Genomic DNA, 20,126 nt, shown 5'->3' on the forward strand with positions numbered 1-20,126 from the left:
CCCCTCATGAAAGATGAACAAGGTAGAGCCGTCATCCGCCTGGGTGACAAGACCTCTCACGGCGGTGAAGTGATTTCCGCCAACGATACGCTCAAGGCCATGGGCAAGGCGGTCGCGCTTGAAGGCGATATGACGACCTGTCCCAAGTGCAAGGGACAATTCGCCATCCAGCCCGGCAACAGCACGCGCAAGCACCACGGCAAGCAGGTCGCCTATCACGGTGACGCAACTGCATGTGGTGCGACATTGATTTCCTCGCTCTAAGAAAGCTGGCAAGGACGAAACAAAGCGTGCCGGGTGGTGCTTCGTCCTGCCACGACACGCACGGACTTCCCGCCCGTTATGGGGAGTCCTCGCCACATCGATGATCGCGAGATGACAAGGCACCAGGGCCTGACTACGATGTCCTTAAAGCTGGCGAAATCACTGCCCGTCAGGTGTCTCTTTCTTGAGATCGGCAAACTTCCCCGCCATGGTCGGGTTACCCCGCGTGAGCCGCTTGATCGTGACATCCTGCGCCTTGTCGTTAGCCAGACGCAGGTTGCGGTCGGTGCCGAGCAGGGCTTCCTTGGTCTTCTGCAGGTGGTCGATGGACTTGTCGATTTCCTCTATCGCGGTCTGGAAGCGGCGCGACGCCAGGTCGTAGTTCTTGGCGAAGGCGGCCTTGAAGGTATCGAGTTCGGATTCGAAGTTGGTAATGTCGATATTTTGCGCCTTCACCAGCGCCAGCTCGGTCTTGTACTTCAAGGAATTGAGTGCAGCATTTCTGAGCAGGGTGATGATGGGAATGAAGAACTGCGGCCGGACCACGTACATCTTCGGGTAGCGGTGGAAGACATCGACGATGCCGGTGTTGTACAGCTCGCTCTCGGGTTCCAGCAGAGAGACCAGGACGGCGTATTCGCAGCCTTTTTCCTGGCGGTCCTTGTCCAGTTCCTTGAGGAAGTCCTCGTTGCGGTTCTTGGTGGCGGTACGATCGCTCTCGTTCTTCATCTCGAACATGATGGAGACGATCTCGGTACCCGCCTCGTCCGTATCGCGGAAGATGTAGTCGCCCTTGCTGCCGCTGCGGGCATCGTTGTCCTTCTCGAAGTAGGCGCGCGGGAAGGCGGTGGCACGGATGCGATTGAACTCGGTCTCGCAGTGCTGCTCCAGGGTTTCGCCGACCATCTTGGTGGAGAGCCGCGCCTTCATGTCGCGCAGGCGCTCGATCATGTCTTCGCGATCCTTGATCTGGGTTTCGTATTTGTCCTTCAGTGATTTCTCGGCCAGCTGCTTTTCCAGTTCGGCGCGCACCAGGCTGCTCTTGAGTTCATCACGCTCTTTTTCCACCACACCGACCGCTTCGTTGACGGCCAGTTTCTGGGTAATGGCAGTGGATTCCATCCTGGCTTTGAGCGCCTGGATCTCGGCATCCTTTTCGCTGACGGTCTGCTGCAGTTGCTGGGCCAGGCGGGCCTCGGCAAGTTGCAGGTCGGACAGCTTTTCCTTTTTCGCCTGCTCCAGGTCATGGGCCAGCCGGTCACGTTCTCTTTCTACATTGGCCATGGCCTCGGCCACGGCCATCTTCTGGGCGAGTTCACCAGCCTCCAGGCGGGCCTTCAATTCCTGGATTTCGGCATCACGGGCGGCGGCGGCCTTCTGCAGCTCGCCCTCGGCGCGAGCGCGAGCCAGTTCGATGGCGTTGCGCTTGTCCTGCTCGGCCAGTTCCAGGCGTTCATGCAATTGCTGCTCGAAGGCACTGTCACGGACTTGCTTGAGGATGTCGGCATAACCGGCTTCGTCGATCTTGAACGCTTTGCCGCAGTGGGGGCAGATGATGTCGTGCATGACGGTTCGTTTCCTTGTGCTTTCCGAATGCCCGCTAGCTTAACGGATAGCGAATGGGGGCGATGAGGGGAAAATGGAAAACGGAAGCAGGAAAGCGAAAAGCCCGCACAAGGCGGGCTTTTCTGAATTTGGTGGAAAGTGCAAGGTTTGAACTTGCGACCCCTGCAGTGTGAATGCAGTGCTCTACCACTGAGCTAACCTTCCTTACCTGACCGGCTTTTTGCTGCAGCGCCAATCGAGAGACAAGATTATGCCAATCTTTTTCACGGTGCGCAAGCGCTTCGTAAATAATTCTTCATTTTTATCGCCATGCAAAATCCTGCGGGCGCTCCGGCCACATTCTTTGGCCAGATTCGCCTGGCTCAGGCGGCTTCGGCGGCGGCCTCGGGTGGCGGCGGTTCGAAGCGCCAGACACAACTGCCGCGGGCTTCCTTGTCCAGCTGGTTGAGCACATCTTCGTGCAGGGCCAGTTCGTCTTCGCTGGCGGCCAGCACGATCACCTCGGACAGCGGGGCCAGTTCCAGCTTGCCGTCGCCGGCGCTGACTTCTTCCTCGGTGCCCAGGTCCATGGTCAGCGAGTTCTGGCCTCGTGTCATGGAGAGATAGACCTCGGCCAGCAGTTCCGCATCCAGCAAAGCGCCGTGCAGGACGCGGTGGGCGTTGGAAATGCCATAACGGTCACACAGCGCATCGAGCGAATTACGACGACCGGGGTGCAGCTCCTTGGCCATCTGCAGCGAGTCCACCACGTCGCTCACGTGCTCCTTGAAGGATGGCAAGCCCAGCAGTGCCAACTCCGCATCCAGGAAGCCGACGTCGAACGGGGCGTTGTGGATGATGATCTGGGCGCCGCGCACGTAGTCGAGGAACTCGGCGGCGATCTGCTTGAAGGTCGGCTTGTCGGCCAGGAATTCGGTGGTCAGGCCGTGGACGGCCAGCGCACCTTCTTCGGAGTCACGCTCGGGGTTGATGTAGAAGTGCAGGTTCTTGCCCGACAACTGACGGTTGAGCACTTCCACGCAACCGATTTCCAGGATGCGGTTGCCGTTGCGCGGCGAAAGGCCTGTGGTTTCGGTATCGAGAATGATCTGACGCATGCTTGCTCCTGCTGGTGTTGATGCTGATACGAGTGTACTGAAAATCGAAGGAGGGTCGCCTACCGGATGCTGTCCACACCGCGGTTGGCCAGCTGGTCGGCGCGCTCATTGCCGGCGTGACCGTTGTGGCCGCGTACCCAGCGCCATTCCACCTGGTGCTGCTGCTGGGCGGCGTCCAGCGCCTGCCACAGGTCGGCGTTCTTGACCGGTTCCTTGCTGGCGGTCTTCCAGCCGCGTGCCTTCCAGCCGTGGATCCATTCGCTGATGCCCTTCTGCACGTACTGGCTGTCGGTATGCACTACCACTTCGCAGGGCCGCTTCAGGGCATTGAGCGCCTGGATCACCGCCATCAGCTCCATGCGGTTATTGGTGGTGTTGGGCTCACCACCGAAGATTTCCTTTTCCTGTCCGCCGGCCACCAGCAAGGCGCCCCAGCCGCCACGGCCGGGATTGCCCTTGCAGGCGCCATCGGAATAAATCTCTACTTTGTCCATGCTCTTCCATCTATTTGCTCGGGTGGGCGGGTCGCGATGATACCTGATCGCGCAGCGCCGGCCGGTTTTGTCGGTATCAGTCGGTCTTGTGGATACGGTTGGTCACCGGCACGCCACGTGGCGCCTTCAGTTTCTGCCGCTGCAGGGCCGGGCCGATCAGGCGCATGCCGGGTACGCGCTTGATCGCCTGCACGATATAGACCGCGCCGAAGTAGGGCCACCAGCGGTCGCCCGCCTTTTCCATGAAGCCGAAGCGATCCAGCCACTGCCCGGTCTCGCAGGGCGGTGCATAGCAGCCGAAGTGACCACGATTGACTTCCATGTTAAGCAGCTTGAGCCAGTCCTTGAGGCGCGGCAGGCGGATGAATTCGCCATCCTGCGGCAGGAAGTGCGCGCCGGTCAGGCGCCCCGCTGCCTGGCGCATGCCCCACAGGCTACTGGGGTTGAAGCCGCAGATGATGACCTGCCCTTCCGGAATCAGTACGCGCTCCACCTCGCGCAACACCTGATGTGGCTCGGCGGCGAACTCCAGTACGTGCGGCAGCACCACCAGGTCCAGGCTCTGGCTGGCGAAGGGCAGTTCGCCGAAGTCGGGCGTGACGACCTGCGGCACTTCCAGCTCGGATTGACCTTCCACCGGCATGTGCTTGTCAGCCAGCCAGCGATACGGCATGCGGTTGGCCTGCAGGGCGTGGATCTGGGGCGAACCGATCTGCACCGCGTTGAAACCGAAGATATCTGCCGTCAAGGCATTGAGGTGATGCTGCTCCCACTGGCGCAGGTAGTTACCGATGGGCGTCTGCAACCAGCCGGCCAGGTCTATAATTTCCGGATTGCCAGCATTGTGGGCAAGTTCAGCCTTGTCAGCCATTTCTTCTTTCGCGCCTCATGACCCAGCCAGCCAAGCCAGCTCAAGCAGATCAGAAAACTTCATTGGACGTCCTGGCCGTACCGGCGTTCGACGACAACTACCTGTGGATCATCCACGACGGGCGCTACGCCGCCGTGGTCGATCCCGGCGATGCCACGCCCGTACTGGCCGCATTGCAGGCCGAAGGCCTGACGTTGGCCGCTATTCTACTGACTCATCATCATGCTGACCATGTTGGCGGCGTGGTCGAGCTGACAAGGCAGGCGGTGAGCGACGACTTCCCCGTCATTCCGGTCTATGGGCCGGCGCGTGAACAATCCCGCATCAAGGGGATCACCGTCCCGCTGCACGGGAACGAACAGGTCAACATCGTCGCATTGGGCTTGCAACTGGACGTCATCGAGGTGCCGGGTCATACCCTCGGTCACATCGCCTACTACACCGCGCAGCAGCAGATGCTCTTCTGTGGCGATACGCTCTTTGCTGGCGGTTGCGGGCGCCTTTTCGAAGGCAGCCCACAGCAGATGGTGGAGTCGCTGGGCAAGCTGGCCGGCCTGCCGGCCTCGACCCAGGTCTATTGCGCCCATGAATACACCCTCTCCAACCTGAAGTTCGCGGTCGAGGTCGAGCCCGGCAATGCCGAACTGATCGAACGCATCAGCCGGGAACGCGCGCGTCGGGAACAGGGCCTGCCCACCCTGCCCACTTCAATTGCGCTGGAGCGCCAGACCAATCCCTTCCTCCGCGCGTCCGAAAAGGAAATCCTGCAATCCCTGCAGAAGACCGGGCGTTTGACGCAGTTGGACGAAGTTAGCAGCTTCGCGGCACTACGCGAATGGAAAAATACCTACAGATAGACCGACGTTGGGAGCCATTTAGGACTGAATTCCCTTCAAATCAAGGACTTGGCTTTGTAACAGCGGTCAATTTTTACTTGACTGCCAAAAAGGGTCTTCCGTACACTCCCTCAATTCCCCAATTTGGGCACCAGCGTTTTTACGATTTTTTACGAACCGGTGTCCTCCCTGCACCACGCCGGGGAAACCCGCAGCTTCCGACCTTGCATTACCGTCAACCTGCACGCGACCGTGATCGGACTGATCCGGATCCCGCCGGCAGGAGGTGTCGAGCTTTGATCACAGCTCTGCAACGGAAGCGCCGCACGCAAACTTTTGCCTCTGGCACAGGATATCGCCCACATGCAGCGTACTTTGAAACAACTTGCCATTGCCGCCCTGTTCTGCGCTGGCACCCCGCTGCTCTCCTACGCCAACGATATCTCGATCTACCCCGCCCCCTTCAATGCGATCAATCCCGAACTGGCCGGCAATGCCCTGCCGGGGATGAATGATATCGACATCTGGACGCGCATCCGCAAGGGTTTCGGGATTCCCGATCTGGATAATGCGCTGGTGGAGAGCCAGACCCAGTGGTACAGCTCCCGCCCCGATTACATCCAGCGCACCACGGTGCGCGCCTCGCGCTATCTGTTCCATGTGGTGCAGGAACTGGAAAAGCGCGGCATGCCGACCGAACTGGCGCTGCTGCCCTTCATCGAATCGGCCTTCAATCCGGAAGCACTCTCCACCGCCAAGGCGGCCGGCATGTGGCAGTTCATTCCCTCCACCGGGCGCGACTACAACCTCAAGCAGAACATGTTCACCGACGAGCGCCGCGACGTGCTGGCCTCGACCGATGCGGCGCTGACCTATCTGCAGAAACTCTACGGCATGTTCGGCGACTGGCAACTGGCACTGGCCGCCTATAACTGGGGCGAAGGCTCGGTGCAGCGCGCGGTCAACCGCAACCTGGCCGCCGGCCTGCCGATCGACTTCAACACGCTGTCGGCGCAGATGCCCAACGAGACCCGCAACTATGTGCCCAAGCTGCAGGCGGTCAAGAACATCATCGCCAATCCGGCCGCCTTCGACATCGCCCTGCCCAAGGTGGACAACCAGCCCTACTTCGTCACCATCGGCAAGACCCGAAACATCGACGTGAAGGTCGCGGCGCAACTGGCCGAGCTGTCGCTGGATGAGTTCAAGGCGCTCAATCCGCAGTTCAACCGCCCCGTCATCATCGGCGGCGAAGACACCAAGATCCTGCTGCCGGAAAGCAATGCCGAAAAGTTCAAGGCCAACATGTCCAAGTGGACGCAGGCCTTCTCGACCTGGACCGCGCACACGGTCTCCAGCGCCCGCGAGCGCATCGAGACCATCGCCAGCAAGTTCGGCACCACTCCGGAAGTGATCCGCAGCGTCAACCAGATCCCGCCGCGCATGGTCCTCAAGGCCGGCTCCACCATCCTGGTGCCCAAGACCGAGGAAACCGCCGCGCTCGATACCGACCTGACTCCGGAAATCGCCGACAACGCCCGCCTGGCCATCGCCCCGGACGTGCCCGAGACCCGCCGCATCCACGTCAAGGCCGGCAAGCGTGACACCCTGGCCGGCATCGCCAGTCGTTATCACGTCAGCGTGGCACAGATCAAGGAATGGAATGGCCTGAAGCGCGACACCCTGGCCGCCGGCCAGAGCCTGCAACTGCATGTGCCCAATGCCGCCCATGCGCCCACCCGCGTGGCGGTGACCCATCGCGCTGCGCCGGTACGGCGCCAGGTGGCTTCGGCCAAGGCACCGGTGCGCAAGGCGGCACCTGCGCCGCGCAAGGTCGCCGGCAAGCCGCTGACCCTGGCCTCGGGCAACGGTGCCCGCAAGCAATAATCCGGAGGATGCCGGAGGAGACCCGGGCGGCTTGACCGCCCACAACAAGAAGACGCGCCTGAAGCACGGAACAAGAACAACGATTGCAGTCTGCATGGACCCGAAGCCCCGGAGCTGATCCGGACTTCGGGTTTTCTTTTTCAGGCGTACGGATTGCGTCAGTGCGCCGCTTCGGCGTAGCTGGCGGCGGCCACCAGCCGGCGCGTGTAGTCTTGCTGCGGCTGCTGCAGCACCTGGGCCGTGGGACCGCTCTCGACCACCTTGCCGTCCTTCATCACGATCACCTGGTGCGCCATGGCCTGTACGACGGCCAGGTCATGAGTGATGAAGAGATAGGCCAATCCATGCCGGCGCTGCAATTCGGCCAGCAGCTGCAGTACCTGCTGCTGCACCGTCACGTCCAGCGCCGAGGTCGGCTCGTCCAGCAGCAGCAGTTCGGGTTGCAGCACCAGGGCGCGGGCGATGGCGATGCGCTGGCGCTGGCCGCCGGAAAATTCGTGGGGATAGCGCTCCAGCACGGCGGCACTCAGTCCCACCTCTTCCAGAGCGGCGACGATGGCCTCGCGCTGCTGCGCCGGAGTACGGTCGGGATGATGCAGGACCAGGCCTTCGCTGACGATCTGCTCCACCGTGCGACGCGGCGACAGCGAGGCGAACGGATCCTGGAAAACCACCTGCATGCGCGCGCGCAAGGGCCGCAGATCGCGCCGACTGCGCTCGGAGATGGGCACGCCGTCGAAGCGGATACTGCCGGCCACGGTGGCACCGGACAGCCGCAGCAGGGCCATGCCCAGGGTGGACTTGCCGGAACCGGATTCGCCGACGATGCCGATGGTCTCGCCGCGCCGCAATTGCAGGTCGATGCCATCGACCGCGTGGAAGGCGCGCTTGGCGAACCAGCCCTGCTTGATCTGGTAGGTGCAGCGCAGTTTCTCGGCCTGCAGCACCACCGGCGCATCGGCGGCGACCTCGGCGGCATTGCGCTGCGGGCGGCTTTGCAGCAGCTTGCGCGTATAGGGTTGCTCGGGGTTGGCGAACAGTTCGGCCACGCTGGCGCTTTCCACCAGCTTGCCCTTTTCCATCACACCGACGCGATCAGCAAAGTGGCGCACCAGGTTCAGATCGTGCGAGATGATCAGCACGGCCATGTTTTCCTCGCGCTGCAACTGGTTCAGCAAGGCCAGGATCTGCACCTGGATGGTCACGTCCAGCGCCGTGGTCGGTTCATCGGCGATCAGCAGCTTGGGCTTGCAGGCCAGGGCCATGGCGATCATGGCGCGCTGGCGCTGGCCGCCGGACAGTTCATGCGGATAGGCCAGCGCGCGCCGTGCAGGCTCAGGGATACCGGTCTTTTCCAGCAGCGCCACGGCACGCCTGGCGGCTTCACGGGCATCGATGGCTTCGTGCTGCATCAACACTTCGGCGATTTGGTTACCGATGGTGAAGAGAGGGTTCAGGGCCGTCATCGGCTCCTGGAAGATCATCGCCACCTCGTTGCCGCGTACCTGCTGCATCTGGCGCTCGCTCTTCAGCAGCACGTCCTGACCATCGAGCAGGATGCTGCCCTCATAGCGCGCATCCTGGTTCAGTTGCAGCACCGCCAGCGACGATACCGTCTTGCCGGAACCGGATTCACCCACCAGCGCGAACTTCTCGCCAGGGGCAATGGAAAAACTGACGCGGTCCACCACCACGGCGTCGCCGAAGCGCACGGTGAGGTTCTTCACTTCCAGCAGGGGCGCGCTCATGCCTTCCTCCGCACATCCAGGGCATTGCGCAGGGCATTGCCGATATTGGTCAGCAGCAGCAGGGTCACGGTCAGCACCACGAAGGTGGACAGCGCGATCCACCACGCATCGAGATTGTTCTTGCCTTGCGCCAGCAGCTCGCCCAGGCTGGGTGTGGAGGGTGGCACACCCAGGCCGAGGAAGTCCAGGCTGGTCAGTGCCAGGATGGCCGCGCTCATGCGGAAAGGCAGGAAGGTCACCACCGTGGTCATGCTGTTGGGCAGGACGTGGCGCCAGATGATCAGGCGATCCGGCAAGCCCATGGCGCGCGCGGCCTGCACGTATTCGAGATTGCGGTTGCGCAGAAAATCGGCGCGCACGTAATCCGACAGGCTCATCCAGCCGAACAGCGACAGCAGCACCAGCAGCAGGCCCAGGCTGGGCTGAAAGATCGAGGAAAAGATGATCAGCAGGTACAGCTCCGGCATGGACCCCCAGATCTCCAGCAGACGTTGGGTGATCAGGTCGGTGCGGCCGGCGAAGTAACCCTGCAGGGCGCCCGCCGCCACCCCCAACACCACGCCGATGGCGGTCAGCGCCATGCCAAACAGCACCGAGACCCGGAAGCCGTAGAGCAGCCGCGCAAACACGTCGCGCCCGCGATCATCGGTGCCCAGCCAGTTCTCGCCGGAGGGCTCGGCAGGGTTGGGCTGCTGCGCGAAGTAATTCAGGGTGTTGTAGCCATAGCGGTTGGGCGGGTAGATGACCCAGTTGCCGTCCTTGTGGAATTGCTGCTCGATGAAGGGATCGAGATAGTCGGCCGGTGAATCGAAATCGCCACCGAAGCTCTTGTCCGAATAATCCTGCAGCATCGGGAACATCAGCTTGCCCTGGTAGCTGGCCACCAGCGGCCTGTCGTTGGAGATCAGCTCAGCACCCAGGCTCAGCACGAACAGGATGGAAAACAGCACCAGGCTCCAGAAACCGGTACGGTCGGCGCAAAAGCGCAGCCAGATGCGGCGGCTGGGCGAGATGGACGGGGCCAAGGAAGGGGTCATGCTCATTTCGCCAGGCTTTCGAATTGGACGCGCGGGTCGGCCCACACGTAGCAGAGGTCGCCCAGCAGCTTGACCACCAGACCGATGAGCGTGAACAGATAGAGCGTGCCCATCACCACCGGATAGTCACGCCGGATCGCCGATTCATAGGCCAGCAGACCCATGCCGTCCAGCGAGAAAAGGGTTTCGATCAACAGGCTGCCGGCGAAGAAAGAGGCGATGAAGGCCGAAGGGAAACCGGTCACCAGCGGAATGAGGGCGTTGCGGAAGACATGCTTGTAGAGCACCTTGCGCTCCGAGAGCCCCTTGGCGCGCGCGGTCAGCACGTACTGCTTGCGGATCTCTTCGAGGAAGGTGTTGCGGGTCAGCATGGTGATGATCGCGAAGGAGCCGATCACCGACGCCGCCACCGGCAGGGTGATGTGCCACAGGTAATCGGTGATCTTGCCGGTCAGCGACAGGCTGGCCCAATTGTCCGAAGTCAGCCCGCGCAGCGGGAACCACTGCACGAAACTGCCGCCGGCGAACACCACCAGCAGGAACACCCCCAGCACGAAACCGGGGATGGAATAGCCGACCAGCACCAGGCCGGTGGTGGCGGCATCGAAGCGGCTGCCTTCACGTACGGCCTTGGCGATACCCAGCGGCACCGAGATCAGGTAGCTCAGGAAAAAGGTCCACAGGCCGATGCTGATGGACACCGGCAGCTTGGACTTGACCAGCGTCCAGACATCGCCATGGTGGTAGAAGCTCTTGCCCAGGTCGAAGGTGAGGAAGCCCTTCAACATGCTCCAGAAGCGCTCTACCGGGGGCTTGTCGAAGCCGTAGAGTTTCTTGATTTCCTCGATGCGTTGTTCGTCGATGCCCTGCCTGCCGCGATAGGCCGAGGCCCCGCTGGCGGCGCCACCGCCGGAGGCCTCACCACCGCCGCCACGGCCTTTCATCTCCAGCATGGCCTGTTCCACCGGGCCACCCGGTACGAACTGGATCACGGCAAAGGTGATGGCGACCACGCCGAAGAGCGTGGGGATCATCAACAGCACCCGCTTCAAAATGTAGGACCAGATATTCATGACTGCAGGCATCCTCGTTCAAGACCGGCCTGGCCGGGCATCGTTGCGTGCTTCATCTTCAACGCCCCTTCTCTTCCCACCAGGTGCTGATCACATAGGGATCGGCCTGGTAATACAGCGGCGCCACCTGCGGGATGCCGAAGCGGTTCTGGTAGGCGATGCGATGGGTGGACGAATACCAGTGCGGCACCACGATGTACTTGTGCAGCAGCACCCGGTCCAGCGCCCGCGCCGCGGCAGTCAGCCGGACCCGGGTATCGGCCGCCACCACGGCCTGCACCAACTGGTCCACCACCGGGTCCTTCAGGCCCCAGGCATTGTTGGAGCCCTTTTCATCGGCCGCCTTGGAACCGAACATGTCGAACAGTTCATTGCCCGGGCTGCTGGTATCGGGGAAGCGGATGCTGGTCATGTCGAAGTCGAAGTCTTCCATGCGCTTGGCCACCAGGGCGTAGTCGGCGCTGCGCTGGACCACATCGATGCCCAGCGTGCGCAGGTTGCGCGCAAACACGCTGATGACGCGCGACATGGAGCTCTGGTCATCCAGGATCTCGAAGGACAGCGGCACGCCCTGGGCATTGCGCACGGCGCCATCGCGATAGACCCAGCCGGCCTGGGCCAGCAGTTCGCGGGCCTGGCGCAGGTTGGCGCGCAGCGAGGACGGCGGATTGGTCGAGGGCGGGACGGGTGCCGGGCCGAACACTGCAGGATCGATCTTCAGGCCCTTGGCCTGCAGCGACTTCAGCAAGGCCAGCTCGTCGCCCTGCGGCTCGCCGGTGGCGGCCAGCTGGCTGTTGTTGAAGAAGGAGTAGATGCGGGTGTACTGGCCGTAGAACAGCTGGCGGTTCATCCATTCATAGTCCAGCGCCAGCCCAATGGCCTGGCGCACGCGCACATCCTTGAACTGGTCGCGCCGCAGGTTCATCACGAAACCCTGCATGCCGGCGCCATTGGAATGCTTGAATTCCTTCTTGATGATGCGGCCGTCGCGGAACTGCGGGCCGGTATAGCTGCGCGCCCAGTTCTTGGCGCTGTACTCCACCACCACGTCGAACTCGCCGGCCTTGAAGGCTTCCAGCCGCGCCAGGTCATCCTTGTAGAAACGGTAGACGATGCGCTCGAAATTGAACATGCCGCGCCGGGCCGGCACCTCCTTGCCCCAGTAGTCGGGATTGCGGCGGTAGGTGATGCTGCGGCCGGTGTCGTAGCTCTCGATCAGGTAGGGGCCGGTGCTGATCGGCGGGGTAAGCTGGATCTGGTCGAAGGGGGTGCCCTGCGCCCATTTCCTGGAGAACACCGGCACGCTGCCCACGATCAGCGGCAGTTCATGGTTGCTGCTGGCGAAGTCGAAGCGCACCGTCGCTGCATCGACCACCACGCAATCCTTCACATCGGCAAAAACCGATTTGAATTGCGGCGCCCCCTTGGCCAGGATGGTGTCGTAGGAATACTTCACATCCTCGGCCGTGACCTTGTCGCCATTGTTGAAGCGCGCCTTGGGATTCAAGTGGAAGGTCATGGACATGCGGTCCGGCGCCAGCTTCATGTCGTCGGCCAGCAAGCCATAGACGGTTGCGACCTCGTCGGCGGAGGCCACGGCCAGGGTCTCGAACATCAGCTGGTCCAGCCCGGCGGCGGCCACGCCCTTCAAGGACAAGGGATTGAACTTGTCGAAGCTGGTGCGGCGGTCGGGGTTGGCCAGGTAGAGCGTGCCGCGGCGTGGCGCATCGGCATTGACGTAGTCGAAATGGGAGAAGCCGGCCGGATACTTGGGCGTGTCGTACAGCGAAAAGGCATGCTCGGCGTGGGACGGAGCGGCGTAAGCCAGCGTGGCGGCCAGCAGGGAGGAAAGGAAAATCCGGGATGTCTTCAGGGGCTTGACCATGCGGTTGTCTGTCTGCGCTGTGGCGGGCGTTGATGTCTGGGGGCAGGCAAGTCCCGTGCCCACCGGCCTGGAAACGATTTTGTTCCGGGGCATTGTAAAGAGAGGAACGATTACAGGGAAGCAATTAAAGCAACTAAGTTCATGGCAGGCGACGACGCTGCGAACGGCCGGCAAAGGTTGCCGCGCTTGCCGCTAGCCCCTACAATCCGGGTCTGTTCCAGCGCGGTGGCCGCACGATGCGACCATCGCCATCACCATCGGCCGCCCCGCGCGCCCGCCTGCCAGGCGGCCCTACGCAGGACGCGGCGGACCATACGGAGTCATCATGGCATTTCTGCAAGGCAAAAAAATTCTGATCACCGGCTTGCTGTCCAACCGTTCCATCGCCTACGGCATCGCCCAGGCGTGCAAGCGCGAAGGCGCCGAACTGGCCTTCACCTACGTCGGTGAGCGCTTCAAGGACCGTATCACCAAGTTCGCCGAAGAGTTCGACAGCAAGCTGGTCTTCGATTGCGACGTCGGCAGCGATGAGCAGATCAACGCCTTGTTCGCCGACCTGGGCAAGTCCTGGAGCCAGCTCGACGGCCTGGTACACGCCATCGGCTTCGCCCCGGCCGACGCCATCGCCGGCGACTTCCTGGAAGGCTTCTCGCGCGAAGGCTTCAAGATCGCCCACGACATCTCGGCCTACAGCTTCCCGGCCATGGCCAAGGCCGCGCTGCCGCTGCTGTCGCCCAACGCCGCCCTGCTGACCCTGACCTACCTGGGTTCGGAGCGTGTAGTGCCTAACTACAACACCATGGGCCTGGCCAAAGCCTCACTGGAAGCCTCGGTGCGCTACCTGGCCGAATCGCTCGGTCCCAAGGGTGTGCGCGTCAACGGCGTCTCGGCCGGTCCGATCAAGACCCTGGCCGCCAGCGGCATCAAGGGCTTCGGCAAGATCCTGGGTGCCGTGGCCGCCACCGCCCCGCTGCGTCGCAACGTCACCATCGAAGACGTAGGCAACGCCTCGGCCTTCCTGCTCTCGGACCTGGCGTCGGGCATCACCGGCGAAATCACCTACGTGGACGGTGGCTTCTCCCGTGTGGTGGGTGGGATGGCCGAATAAGCAGGCATCTCCCACAACAAAAAGACAGTTTCGCAAAATAGCTTCGTGCTAATTCCGATGTTTTAGGGTATGATTCGCCTTGTGCATTGCAATAACCAATGCACAGGCGAATCGGGCGTGAAACTTGCCCTGCATGATTTCCAGCCGCATTCGCCCAAGCAGCTTCGCAAGCCTTACCTGTCATAACGACAAGTTCCCAGTAAAAGCCCCCCGCCCCTGGCATCCCTTGATGATGCCGTCCCGGCGCAAAGCTTTTGTGCCGAAATTTCTTTGTATTTTTCATAGTCATTTCGTCGGTTGGCGTTGCTTTTTTTCGTTCAGGCACTCGATGCCCGGCGCGCTCGTGTGCGCCCGTCTCGTGCCTGGCGTTCACTTTCACGAAAGAGATTATGACTTTTGAAGCACTTGGCCTGAACCCTTCGATCATCAAAGCCCTGACCGAAGCAGGCTATACCTCCCCGACCCCGGTCCAGGAAAAGGCCATCCCCGCCGCCATCAGCGGCCAGGATCTGCTGGTGTCCTCGCAGACCGGTTCGGGCAAGACCGCCGCCTTCATGCTGCCCTCGCTGCACCAGCTGGCAGACCTGCCGCAAGCGCCGCAGGCCGCCCGTACGCCCAATCAGGAACGCCAGGCCACCCGTGCCCGTGGCGAGCGTCCGCGTTACCAGCCGGCCCAGCCGAAGATGCTGGTGCTGACCCCGACCCGCGAACTGGCCCTGCAAGTGACCACCGCCACCGACAAGTACGGCTCCTACATGCGCCGTGTGCGCGTGGTGTCGATCCTGGGCGGCATGCCCTACCCGAAGCAGATGCAACTGCTGTCGCGCAATCCTGAAATCCTGGTGGCCACCCCGGGTCGTCTGATCGACCACATGGAATCGGGCAAGATCGATTTCTCGCAACTGCAGATCCTGGTGTTGGACGAAGCTGACCGCATGCTGGACATGGGTTTCATCGACGACATCGAAAAGATCGTCGCCGCTACCCCGACCACGCGTCAGACCATGCTGTTCTCGGCCACGCTGGACGGCGTCGTCGGCAACATGGCCAAGCGCATCACCAACAACCCGCTGACCATCCAGATCGCCAGCTCGTCGACCCGTCATGAAAACATCATGCAGCGCGTGCACTTCGTGGATGACCTGTCGCACAAGAATCGCCTGCTGGATCACCTGCTGCGCGACACCAGCATCGACCAGGCCGTGATCTTCACCGCCACCAAGCGTGACGCCGACACCATCGCCGATCGCCTGAACATCGCCGGTTTCGCCGCTGCCGCACTGCATGGCGACATGCACCAGGGCGCCCGCAACCGCACCCTGAACAGTCTGCGCCGTGGTCAGGTGCGCATGCTGGTGGCCACCGACGTGGCCGCCCGCGGCATCGACGTGCCGGGCATCACCCACGTGTTCAACTACGATCTGCCCAAGTTCGCCGAAGACTACGTGCACCGTATCGGCCGTACCGGTCGTGCCGGCCGCAATGGCGTGGCCATCTCGCTGGTCAATCACGCTGAAGGCATGCAGGTCAAGCGCATCGAGCGTTTCACCAAGCAGACCATCCCGGTCGATGTGGTGGAAGGTTTCGAACCGAAGAAGTCGGCTGCACCGCGCAGCCCGCGCAAGCCGGGTGGCTGGCGTCCGGGCGACGGCCGCAGCAACAGCGGCCCGCGCTACGGCGCCGGCAACCGTGAAGGCGGTGGTCATCGTGAAGGTGGCTTCGGAGGCAATCGCGAAGGCGGCGGCTACAGCGGCAACCGAGAAGGTCGCAGCTTCGGCGGTGCCAAGCCGGCTGGCGGTCCGCGTCGCGAAGGCGGTGCTGGCGGTGGCTACAAGGGCAACAACGGTGGCGGCTTCCGCGCCGACGGCCCGCGTCGCTCCTACGGTGATCGTTGATCGCTACTGATCGCTGACCGGTCTTGAGATGTTGAAAAGCCGCTTCCTAGGAAGCGGCTTTTTCTTGGGCGACAGAATCGTCACCGTTTCAGGCAAGCAGCCATTGGCCATGGCGCCTGATTTCCTCATGCATGGCATCCGGCGCCAGATCGAGATCACCCGGCCAGGTCACGACGCCATCGACGACATGGACCCGCCGGAACTGTTCCTGATCTCGCAGCGGCGCGAAGACGCCGCGGAAGAAACTGGGGAGGAACCTGACCCCGCCTGCCACTCCATCGCTGAAGCGAACCTGTAACGCATATTCGCCGGAAATACTGACTTCAATCACGTCCCATTCCATGTCATCACTCCAATGGCGCAATCGGCTTGGGTGCCTTCATGTCCTGACAAAGCATCCAGTCTTCCATCAGTTCTATCTGATGCAATTCGGCCCAATCCAGCACAAGCTCCAGCGCTCTACGGGGTAACTCCCCTTCAATAAGCAGCAATTTTTTGAGGTCGATCACCGCCTTGTACTCGGCATAGCGCACATGAAAATGCGGAGGCGAATGATCTCGGTAAAACATCTGAATCACAAGTCCATAAAACGTACTGATCGTCGGCACGGGATCACCTTCAGCTACATCGGTGTGTCCCGACTTGATGAATTCCCTCGGACCCTGATTTTACACAAGCACCGCAGCGGGATGAGCTATCCCGGCCATTGCCAGAGATGCTAGGACCTGTTCACACTAAATCTGCGAGATTTAGTGTGAACAGGCCCTAACTCGAACACTGTCCACCCTGCCCCGCCTGCAAAGCGCGCACGCCATCGGCAATCGCCTGCGCTGCCTGCGCGACGGCCTTCTGGGTGGCGGCGACCACGTCGGCATTGGCGCCACCGCTGACCGGTTCCACAACAGTCAGGCGACAAGCGCCGCTGCGACGGTCGTCGGAGCGGGTGATGGTCCAGCCGAACACGGCCTGGACGCGTCCACCGCGGGCGGCATCGAAGTCACGTAGTTCGACATTGATCCGATAGCTGGCCTGGTCGGCCGGGCGGCCGCCCCGCGAGACGTCGATGGCACCCAGGCGCGCGGCCACACCGGCGGCCAGGGCATCGCGCAACTCATTGTTGAAGGGCGAGGACCAGCGGTCCTGCTCAAGCACCTCCAGTCGGGTGGCGTCGCTGCGCACCACCAGTTGCGGACGGGCCAGGCGGTCGGGTACCGCCACCGGCATCAGCTCGATGAAGGTCTGCGGCCCCAGGCTGGCAGTGCCCGTGACGGCGGCGGCCGGGCTGGCCAGCGTATAGAACCTGGTCGGCGGTGAGCTAGCGCAGGCGGCCAGCATAGAGGCCGCCAGCGCGACGGCGGCCAGGGTCTTGGGAGAGAGGCGGTTCTTGTCGTGCATCATGGCTCCTGTTTGCCCCGGATCAGCGATTCCGGATGCTGTTGCAGGTAATCGGTCAAGACCCGGATCGAGGCCGCCGCCTTGGACAGTTCCTGCATGGTCTGGCGGATGTCCTGCTGCAGGGGCGCGTCGTCGGACAAAGTGCGCTCGGCGGCATTGAGGGTCTTGCGGGCGTCCTTCATGGCGGCCTGCATCTCAGGTGCGATGTCGTTGTTGATGCGGGCAGCGGTCTGCTCGGCCGTGGACAGGGTCTTGTTGAGCGTCTTCAAGGTCGTCTGCAGATCACGGCCGATGTCATCGAAGGGTACCTTGGACAGCTTGCCGGCAATCTCGGAAAGCTGTTGCTGCAGCTCGTCCAGGCTGCCCGGGATGGTCGGCAGTTCCAGCGGCACCTTGTCCGGATCGATCTGTGCCGGCTTGGCCTTGGGGAAGAAATCGATCGCCACGTACAGCTGGCCGGTCAGGAGGTTGCCGTTGCGCAACTGGGCGCGCAGGCCGCGCTTGACCAGCAGGCGCAGCAGTTGTGCATTGGAACGGCGCTCCTCGCCGGTCTCTTCATGGAAGCGACGGCCCAGGCGGTCCGGATAGATCTGCACCAGCACCGGCATGCGGAACTCGCGGCGCTGGCGGTCGTATTCCACGCCGATGCTCTTTACCTCGCCCAGCACCACGCCCCGGAAGTCCACCGTGGCGCCCGGCTGCAGGCCGCGCAGGGACTGATCGAAATACATCAGGGCCGTCTGCGGCACGCCGTCCGGCTCCTTCATCGCGGTGCTTTCATCTTCCACCAGCGGATATTCCGTCCCCTCCTTGGCCGGCGCGCTCACGCGCTCTTCATCGCGATCGCGGAAGGCGATACCGCCCAGTACCACCGTCGAGAGCGCCTGGGTATGCAGCTTGAAGCCGCTGGCGTTGAGTTCCATGTCAAAGCCACTGGCATGCCAGAAGCGTGACCCCTGGGTGACGAACTTGTCGTAGGGCGCATTGACGAAAATGCGCAGGGTCACGCCCCGTCCATCCGAATCGAGGTCGTAGGCCACCACCTGGCCGACCTTGATGCGACGATAAAAAATCGGCGAACCGATATCGAGCGAGCCCAGATCGTCGGTATGCAGGACGAACTGGCGACCCGAGGCATCCCGCGTCACGATCGGTGGCTGCTCCAGGCCGACGAATTCCTTCTTGGTCTCTTCCGACACCCCGGCGTCGGCCCCGATATAGGCCCCCGACAGCAGGGTGCCCAGACCCGAGATACCGGAGGCGGCAATGCGCGGGCGCACCACCCAGAAACGCGTATCCTCGGCGTTGAAGCCGGACGCCTCCTGGTTGAGCTGGATGCCCACCAGCACGTGCGAGCGATCGGTGGACAGCTTCAGGGTCTGCACCTGGCCGATCTCCACGTCCTTGTACTTGACCTTGGTCTTGCCGGCCTCCAGCCCCTCGGCCGAACGGAAACTGACCGTGACCACCGGCCCGCGTTCGATCAGGATCTTGGCCACCAGCGTCAGTCCGACGATGGCCGCGATGATGGGAATAAGCCAGACCAGCGAGGGCAGCCAGTTGCGCTGGCGCGCGCGGCGGGGCTGCAGCAGCGCCGGTTTGTCCTGGTGGGAGTCAGGTGGAGTCATGCGGTTTCCTGTTTCTTGTTGACAGTTGAAATCGGGGTGGCATCGTCCCAGATCAGGCGTGGATCGAAGGAGAGCGAGGCCAGCATGGTCAGCACCACCACCGCACCGAAGGCGGCGATGCCGATGCCGGCATGGACATTGGCGAAACCGTGGATCTTGACCAGCCCGGTCAGTACCGAGACCACGAACACGTCCAGCATGGACCAGCGTCCGATGGCTTCGACCAGGCGATACAGCTTGGCCCGTTGCAGGCGCTGCCAGCGGCTGCGGCGGCGCGCCGAGATGACCAGGATGCCCAGCGCCACCAGCTTGAACAGCGGCACCAGGAAACTGGCCACGAAGACCACCAGCGCCAGTCCCCATTCGCCCGAGGTCCAGAAATAGATGACGCCGGAGAGGATGGTGTCGCGCTGTTCATCGAGCAGGGTACTGGTGACCATCACCGGCATCATGTTGGCCGGGATGTACATGATGCAGGCCGCGATCAGCAGCGCCCAGGTGCGGGTGAGACTGTCGATCTTGCGCACGTGCAGCGGCGCGTGGCATACGCCGCAGGGCTCGTGCTCGGTCGCGCCCTCCCACACCGTGCCGCAGTGGTGGCAGCCGATGACGCCCTGCGAGGCGGCGTCCGCCACCTGCAGGTCTTCATCTTCGGTCAGGGTGGCGCTGGCCGGTTCATGGGCGCGGCTCATGCGCCTGCTCCCTGGTCACCGAACTGTTCGGCCTGCTGCTGCTCCCACAGATGCCACAGATAGCGCGGATTGAACGACACCACCACCGTCAGCAGCACCGTCAGGCCGCCGAAGGACCACAGCGCCGGACCGGGAATCACCTCGGCCATGTTGGACAGCTTGATCAGCGCCACCAGGATGCCCAGCATGAAGACTTCGATCATGCCCCACGGCCGCGCTGCCTGCATCAGCCGCAGCAGCAGCACGAAACCGGGCGGCCGGGTCGCACGCGCCGCCGGCAGCAACAGGTAAAGCAGCACACCCAGCTGAATCAGCGGGAACAGCAGGGTCGTGGCCAGCACCAGCAGCGCCACTTCCGACATGCCATCACGGGTGAGCGCGACCACCGCGCCGATCAGGGTGGTCTGGCTGGACAATCCCTGCAGTTCTATGGTCACGATGGGGAAGACATTGGCGATCACGAACAGGATCAGCGCGCCCACCGTCAGAGGCAGCAGGTGCTGCAGGCGCTTGCCGGTATCGCGCTCAAGCTCGGCGCCGCAGCGCAGGCAACGGGCGATCTCGCGCTCCCCGAGCGGCATGCGCTGGTAGACGGCGTCGCATTCTTCGCAAACGATCAGGTCCGGACGTTTCTGCATGGATGAGGAAGG

General features: G+C 62.6%; 19 protein-coding genes and 1 tRNA gene. 5 read left to right on the forward strand and 15 right to left on the reverse strand.

Going from position 1 to position 20,126, the window contains the following annotated elements:
* The first annotated feature begins 6 nt into the window (after positions 1-6).
* Positions 7-264 carry a PAAR domain-containing protein gene (locus VE092_RS00165; RefSeq protein ID WP_324872664.1) on the forward strand — a complete coding sequence of 86 codons (258 nt, stop codon included), beginning with the start codon at positions 7-9 and terminating at the stop codon, positions 262-264.
* Positions 265-423: 159 nt separating this feature from the next.
* Here VE092_RS00165 and VE092_RS00170 read toward each other — a convergent pair whose 3' ends face one another.
* The 5 genes from VE092_RS00170 to VE092_RS00190 form a co-directional block, all read right to left on the reverse strand.
* The gene (locus VE092_RS00170; protein WP_324872619.1) at positions 424-1,830 is read right to left on the reverse strand and encodes a DUF2130 domain-containing protein; all 1,407 of its coding nucleotides are present in this window, start codon (positions 1,828-1,830) and stop codon (positions 424-426) included.
* 129 nt (positions 1,831-1,959) lie between these two features.
* Positions 1,960-2,034, reverse strand: a tRNA-Val gene (locus VE092_RS00175).
* A 158-nt stretch (positions 2,035-2,192) separates the two neighbouring features.
* A complete protein-coding gene (gene dnaQ, locus VE092_RS00180; RefSeq protein ID WP_324872621.1) occupies positions 2,193-2,927 on the reverse strand; it encodes a DNA polymerase III subunit epsilon in 735 nt (244 codons plus the stop codon).
* Positions 2,928-2,986: 59 nt separating this feature from the next.
* Positions 2,987-3,421, reverse strand: a complete 435-nt coding sequence (gene rnhA, locus VE092_RS00185) for a ribonuclease HI (RefSeq protein WP_077238367.1) — start codon at positions 3,419-3,421, stop codon at positions 2,987-2,989.
* 76 nt (positions 3,422-3,497) lie between these two features.
* The gene (locus VE092_RS00190; protein ID WP_324872624.1) at positions 3,498-4,292 is read right to left on the reverse strand and encodes a class I SAM-dependent methyltransferase; all 795 of its coding nucleotides are present in this window, start codon (positions 4,290-4,292) and stop codon (positions 3,498-3,500) included.
* Between the two features lie 62 nt (positions 4,293-4,354).
* On the opposite strand from VE092_RS00190, the gene gloB reads away from it, so the two are divergent.
* Both gloB and VE092_RS00200 read left to right on the forward strand, forming a co-directional pair.
* Complete coding sequence (gene gloB / locus VE092_RS00195) at positions 4,355-5,149, forward strand: hydroxyacylglutathione hydrolase (RefSeq protein WP_324872626.1); 795 nt, start codon at positions 4,355-4,357, stop codon at positions 5,147-5,149.
* A 342-nt stretch (positions 5,150-5,491) separates the two neighbouring features.
* Entirely contained in the window at positions 5,492-7,015 is a 1,524-nt protein-coding gene (locus tag VE092_RS00200) for a transglycosylase SLT domain-containing protein (protein WP_324872628.1), read from the forward strand.
* 158 nt (positions 7,016-7,173) lie between these two features.
* On the opposite strand, the gene VE092_RS00205 is transcribed toward VE092_RS00200, so the two are convergent.
* The 4 genes from VE092_RS00205 to VE092_RS00220 are packed head-to-tail and all read right to left on the reverse strand — an operon-like array spanning position 7,174 to position 12,758.
* Positions 7,174-8,763 (reverse strand): dipeptide ABC transporter ATP-binding protein, encoded by a 1,590-nt coding sequence (locus tag VE092_RS00205; RefSeq protein ID WP_324872630.1) that lies wholly within the window; start codon positions 8,761-8,763, stop codon positions 7,174-7,176.
* On the reverse strand, positions 8,760-9,806 hold the full coding sequence (locus VE092_RS00210; protein ID WP_324872632.1) for an ABC transporter permease: 1,047 nt from the start codon (positions 9,804-9,806) through the stop codon (positions 8,760-8,762). Before VE092_RS00210 ends, VE092_RS00205 begins: the two co-directional genes overlap by 4 nt.
* A complete protein-coding gene (locus VE092_RS00215) occupies positions 9,803-10,873 on the reverse strand; it encodes a microcin C ABC transporter permease YejB (RefSeq protein ID WP_324872634.1) in 1,071 nt (356 codons plus the stop codon). The genes VE092_RS00210 and VE092_RS00215 overlap by 4 nt, the downstream gene beginning before the upstream one ends.
* 58 nt (positions 10,874-10,931) lie before the next feature.
* Positions 10,932-12,758 (reverse strand): extracellular solute-binding protein, encoded by a 1,827-nt coding sequence (locus tag VE092_RS00220; RefSeq protein WP_324872636.1) that lies wholly within the window; start codon positions 12,756-12,758, stop codon positions 10,932-10,934.
* Between the two features lie 325 nt (positions 12,759-13,083).
* On the opposite strand from VE092_RS00220, the gene fabI reads away from it, so the two are divergent.
* Both fabI and VE092_RS00230 read left to right on the forward strand, forming a co-directional pair.
* A complete protein-coding gene (gene fabI, locus VE092_RS00225; RefSeq protein ID WP_006464348.1) occupies positions 13,084-13,866 on the forward strand; it encodes an enoyl-ACP reductase FabI in 783 nt (260 codons plus the stop codon).
* Between the two features lie 389 nt (positions 13,867-14,255).
* The gene (locus VE092_RS00230; RefSeq protein WP_324872639.1) at positions 14,256-15,761 is read left to right on the forward strand and encodes a DEAD/DEAH box helicase; all 1,506 of its coding nucleotides are present in this window, start codon (positions 14,256-14,258) and stop codon (positions 15,759-15,761) included.
* Positions 15,762-15,849: 88 nt separating this feature from the next.
* On the opposite strand, the gene VE092_RS00235 is transcribed toward VE092_RS00230, so the two are convergent.
* The 6 genes from VE092_RS00235 to VE092_RS00260 form a co-directional block, all read right to left on the reverse strand.
* Positions 15,850-16,104, reverse strand: coding sequence for a DUF2442 domain-containing protein (locus VE092_RS00235; RefSeq protein WP_324872641.1), 255 nt, complete (start codon positions 16,102-16,104; stop codon positions 15,850-15,852).
* Between the two features lie 4 nt (positions 16,105-16,108).
* Complete coding sequence (locus VE092_RS00240) at positions 16,109-16,369, reverse strand: DUF4160 domain-containing protein (protein ID WP_324872643.1); 261 nt, start codon at positions 16,367-16,369, stop codon at positions 16,109-16,111.
* Positions 16,370-16,526: 157 nt separating this feature from the next.
* Positions 16,527-17,156, reverse strand: coding sequence for a PqiC family protein (locus VE092_RS00245; RefSeq protein ID WP_324872645.1), 630 nt, complete (start codon positions 17,154-17,156; stop codon positions 16,527-16,529).
* Positions 17,156-18,784, reverse strand: a complete 1,629-nt coding sequence (locus tag VE092_RS00250; protein WP_324872647.1) for an intermembrane transport protein PqiB — start codon at positions 18,782-18,784, stop codon at positions 17,156-17,158. The genes VE092_RS00245 and VE092_RS00250 overlap by 1 nt, the downstream gene beginning before the upstream one ends.
* Positions 18,781-19,476: a paraquat-inducible protein A gene (locus tag VE092_RS00255; protein WP_324872649.1), complete on the reverse strand. Its 696-nt coding sequence runs from the start codon at positions 19,474-19,476 to the stop codon at positions 18,781-18,783. Before VE092_RS00255 ends, VE092_RS00250 begins: the two co-directional genes overlap by 4 nt.
* On the reverse strand, positions 19,473-20,114 hold the full coding sequence (locus VE092_RS00260) for a paraquat-inducible protein A (protein ID WP_006464353.1): 642 nt from the start codon (positions 20,112-20,114) through the stop codon (positions 19,473-19,475). Before VE092_RS00260 ends, VE092_RS00255 begins: the two co-directional genes overlap by 4 nt.
* Positions 20,115-20,126: the final 12 nt, after the last annotated feature.

The organism is Herbaspirillum sp. (genome assembly GCF_035644555.1).
Classification (GTDB): domain Bacteria; phylum Pseudomonadota; class Gammaproteobacteria; order Burkholderiales; family Burkholderiaceae_D; genus Herbaspirillum.

Excerpts from the sequence above, each read along its gene's own strand:
- rnhA (WP_077238367.1), bottom strand. The coding sequence starts at position 3,421 with ATGGACAAAGTAGAGATTTATTCCGATGGCGCCTGCAAGGGCAATCCC.
- VE092_RS00210 (WP_324872632.1), bottom strand. The coding sequence starts at position 9,806 with ATGAGCATGACCCCTTCCTTGGCCCCGTCCATCTCGCCCAGCCGCCGC.
- VE092_RS00200 (WP_324872628.1), top strand. The coding sequence starts at position 5,492 with ATGCAGCGTACTTTGAAACAACTTGCCATTGCCGCCCTGTTCTGCGCT.
- VE092_RS00190 (WP_324872624.1), bottom strand. The coding sequence starts at position 4,292 with ATGGCTGACAAGGCTGAACTTGCCCACAATGCTGGCAATCCGGAAATT.
- VE092_RS00230 (WP_324872639.1), top strand. The coding sequence starts at position 14,256 with ATGACTTTTGAAGCACTTGGCCTGAACCCTTCGATCATCAAAGCCCTG.
- VE092_RS00235 (WP_324872641.1), bottom strand. The coding sequence starts at position 16,104 with ATGGAATGGGACGTGATTGAAGTCAGTATTTCCGGCGAATATGCGTTA.
- dnaQ (WP_324872621.1), bottom strand. The coding sequence starts at position 2,927 with ATGCGTCAGATCATTCTCGATACCGAAACCACAGGCCTTTCGCCGCGC.
- VE092_RS00170 (WP_324872619.1), bottom strand. The coding sequence starts at position 1,830 with ATGCACGACATCATCTGCCCCCACTGCGGCAAAGCGTTCAAGATCGAC.
- VE092_RS00250 (WP_324872647.1), bottom strand. The coding sequence starts at position 18,784 with ATGACTCCACCTGACTCCCACCAGGACAAACCGGCGCTGCTGCAGCCC.
- VE092_RS00215 (WP_324872634.1), bottom strand. The coding sequence starts at position 10,873 with ATGAATATCTGGTCCTACATTTTGAAGCGGGTGCTGTTGATGATCCCC.
- VE092_RS00165 (WP_324872664.1), top strand. The coding sequence starts at position 7 with ATGAAAGATGAACAAGGTAGAGCCGTCATCCGCCTGGGTGACAAGACC.
- VE092_RS00255 (WP_324872649.1), bottom strand. The coding sequence starts at position 19,476 with ATGAGCCGCGCCCATGAACCGGCCAGCGCCACCCTGACCGAAGATGAA.
- VE092_RS00205 (WP_324872630.1), bottom strand. The coding sequence starts at position 8,763 with ATGAGCGCGCCCCTGCTGGAAGTGAAGAACCTCACCGTGCGCTTCGGC.
- VE092_RS00220 (WP_324872636.1), bottom strand. The coding sequence starts at position 12,758 with ATGGTCAAGCCCCTGAAGACATCCCGGATTTTCCTTTCCTCCCTGCTG.
- fabI (WP_006464348.1), top strand. The coding sequence starts at position 13,084 with ATGGCATTTCTGCAAGGCAAAAAAATTCTGATCACCGGCTTGCTGTCC.
- VE092_RS00245 (WP_324872645.1), bottom strand. The coding sequence starts at position 17,156 with ATGCACGACAAGAACCGCCTCTCTCCCAAGACCCTGGCCGCCGTCGCG.
- VE092_RS00260 (WP_006464353.1), bottom strand. The coding sequence starts at position 20,114 with ATGCAGAAACGTCCGGACCTGATCGTTTGCGAAGAATGCGACGCCGTC.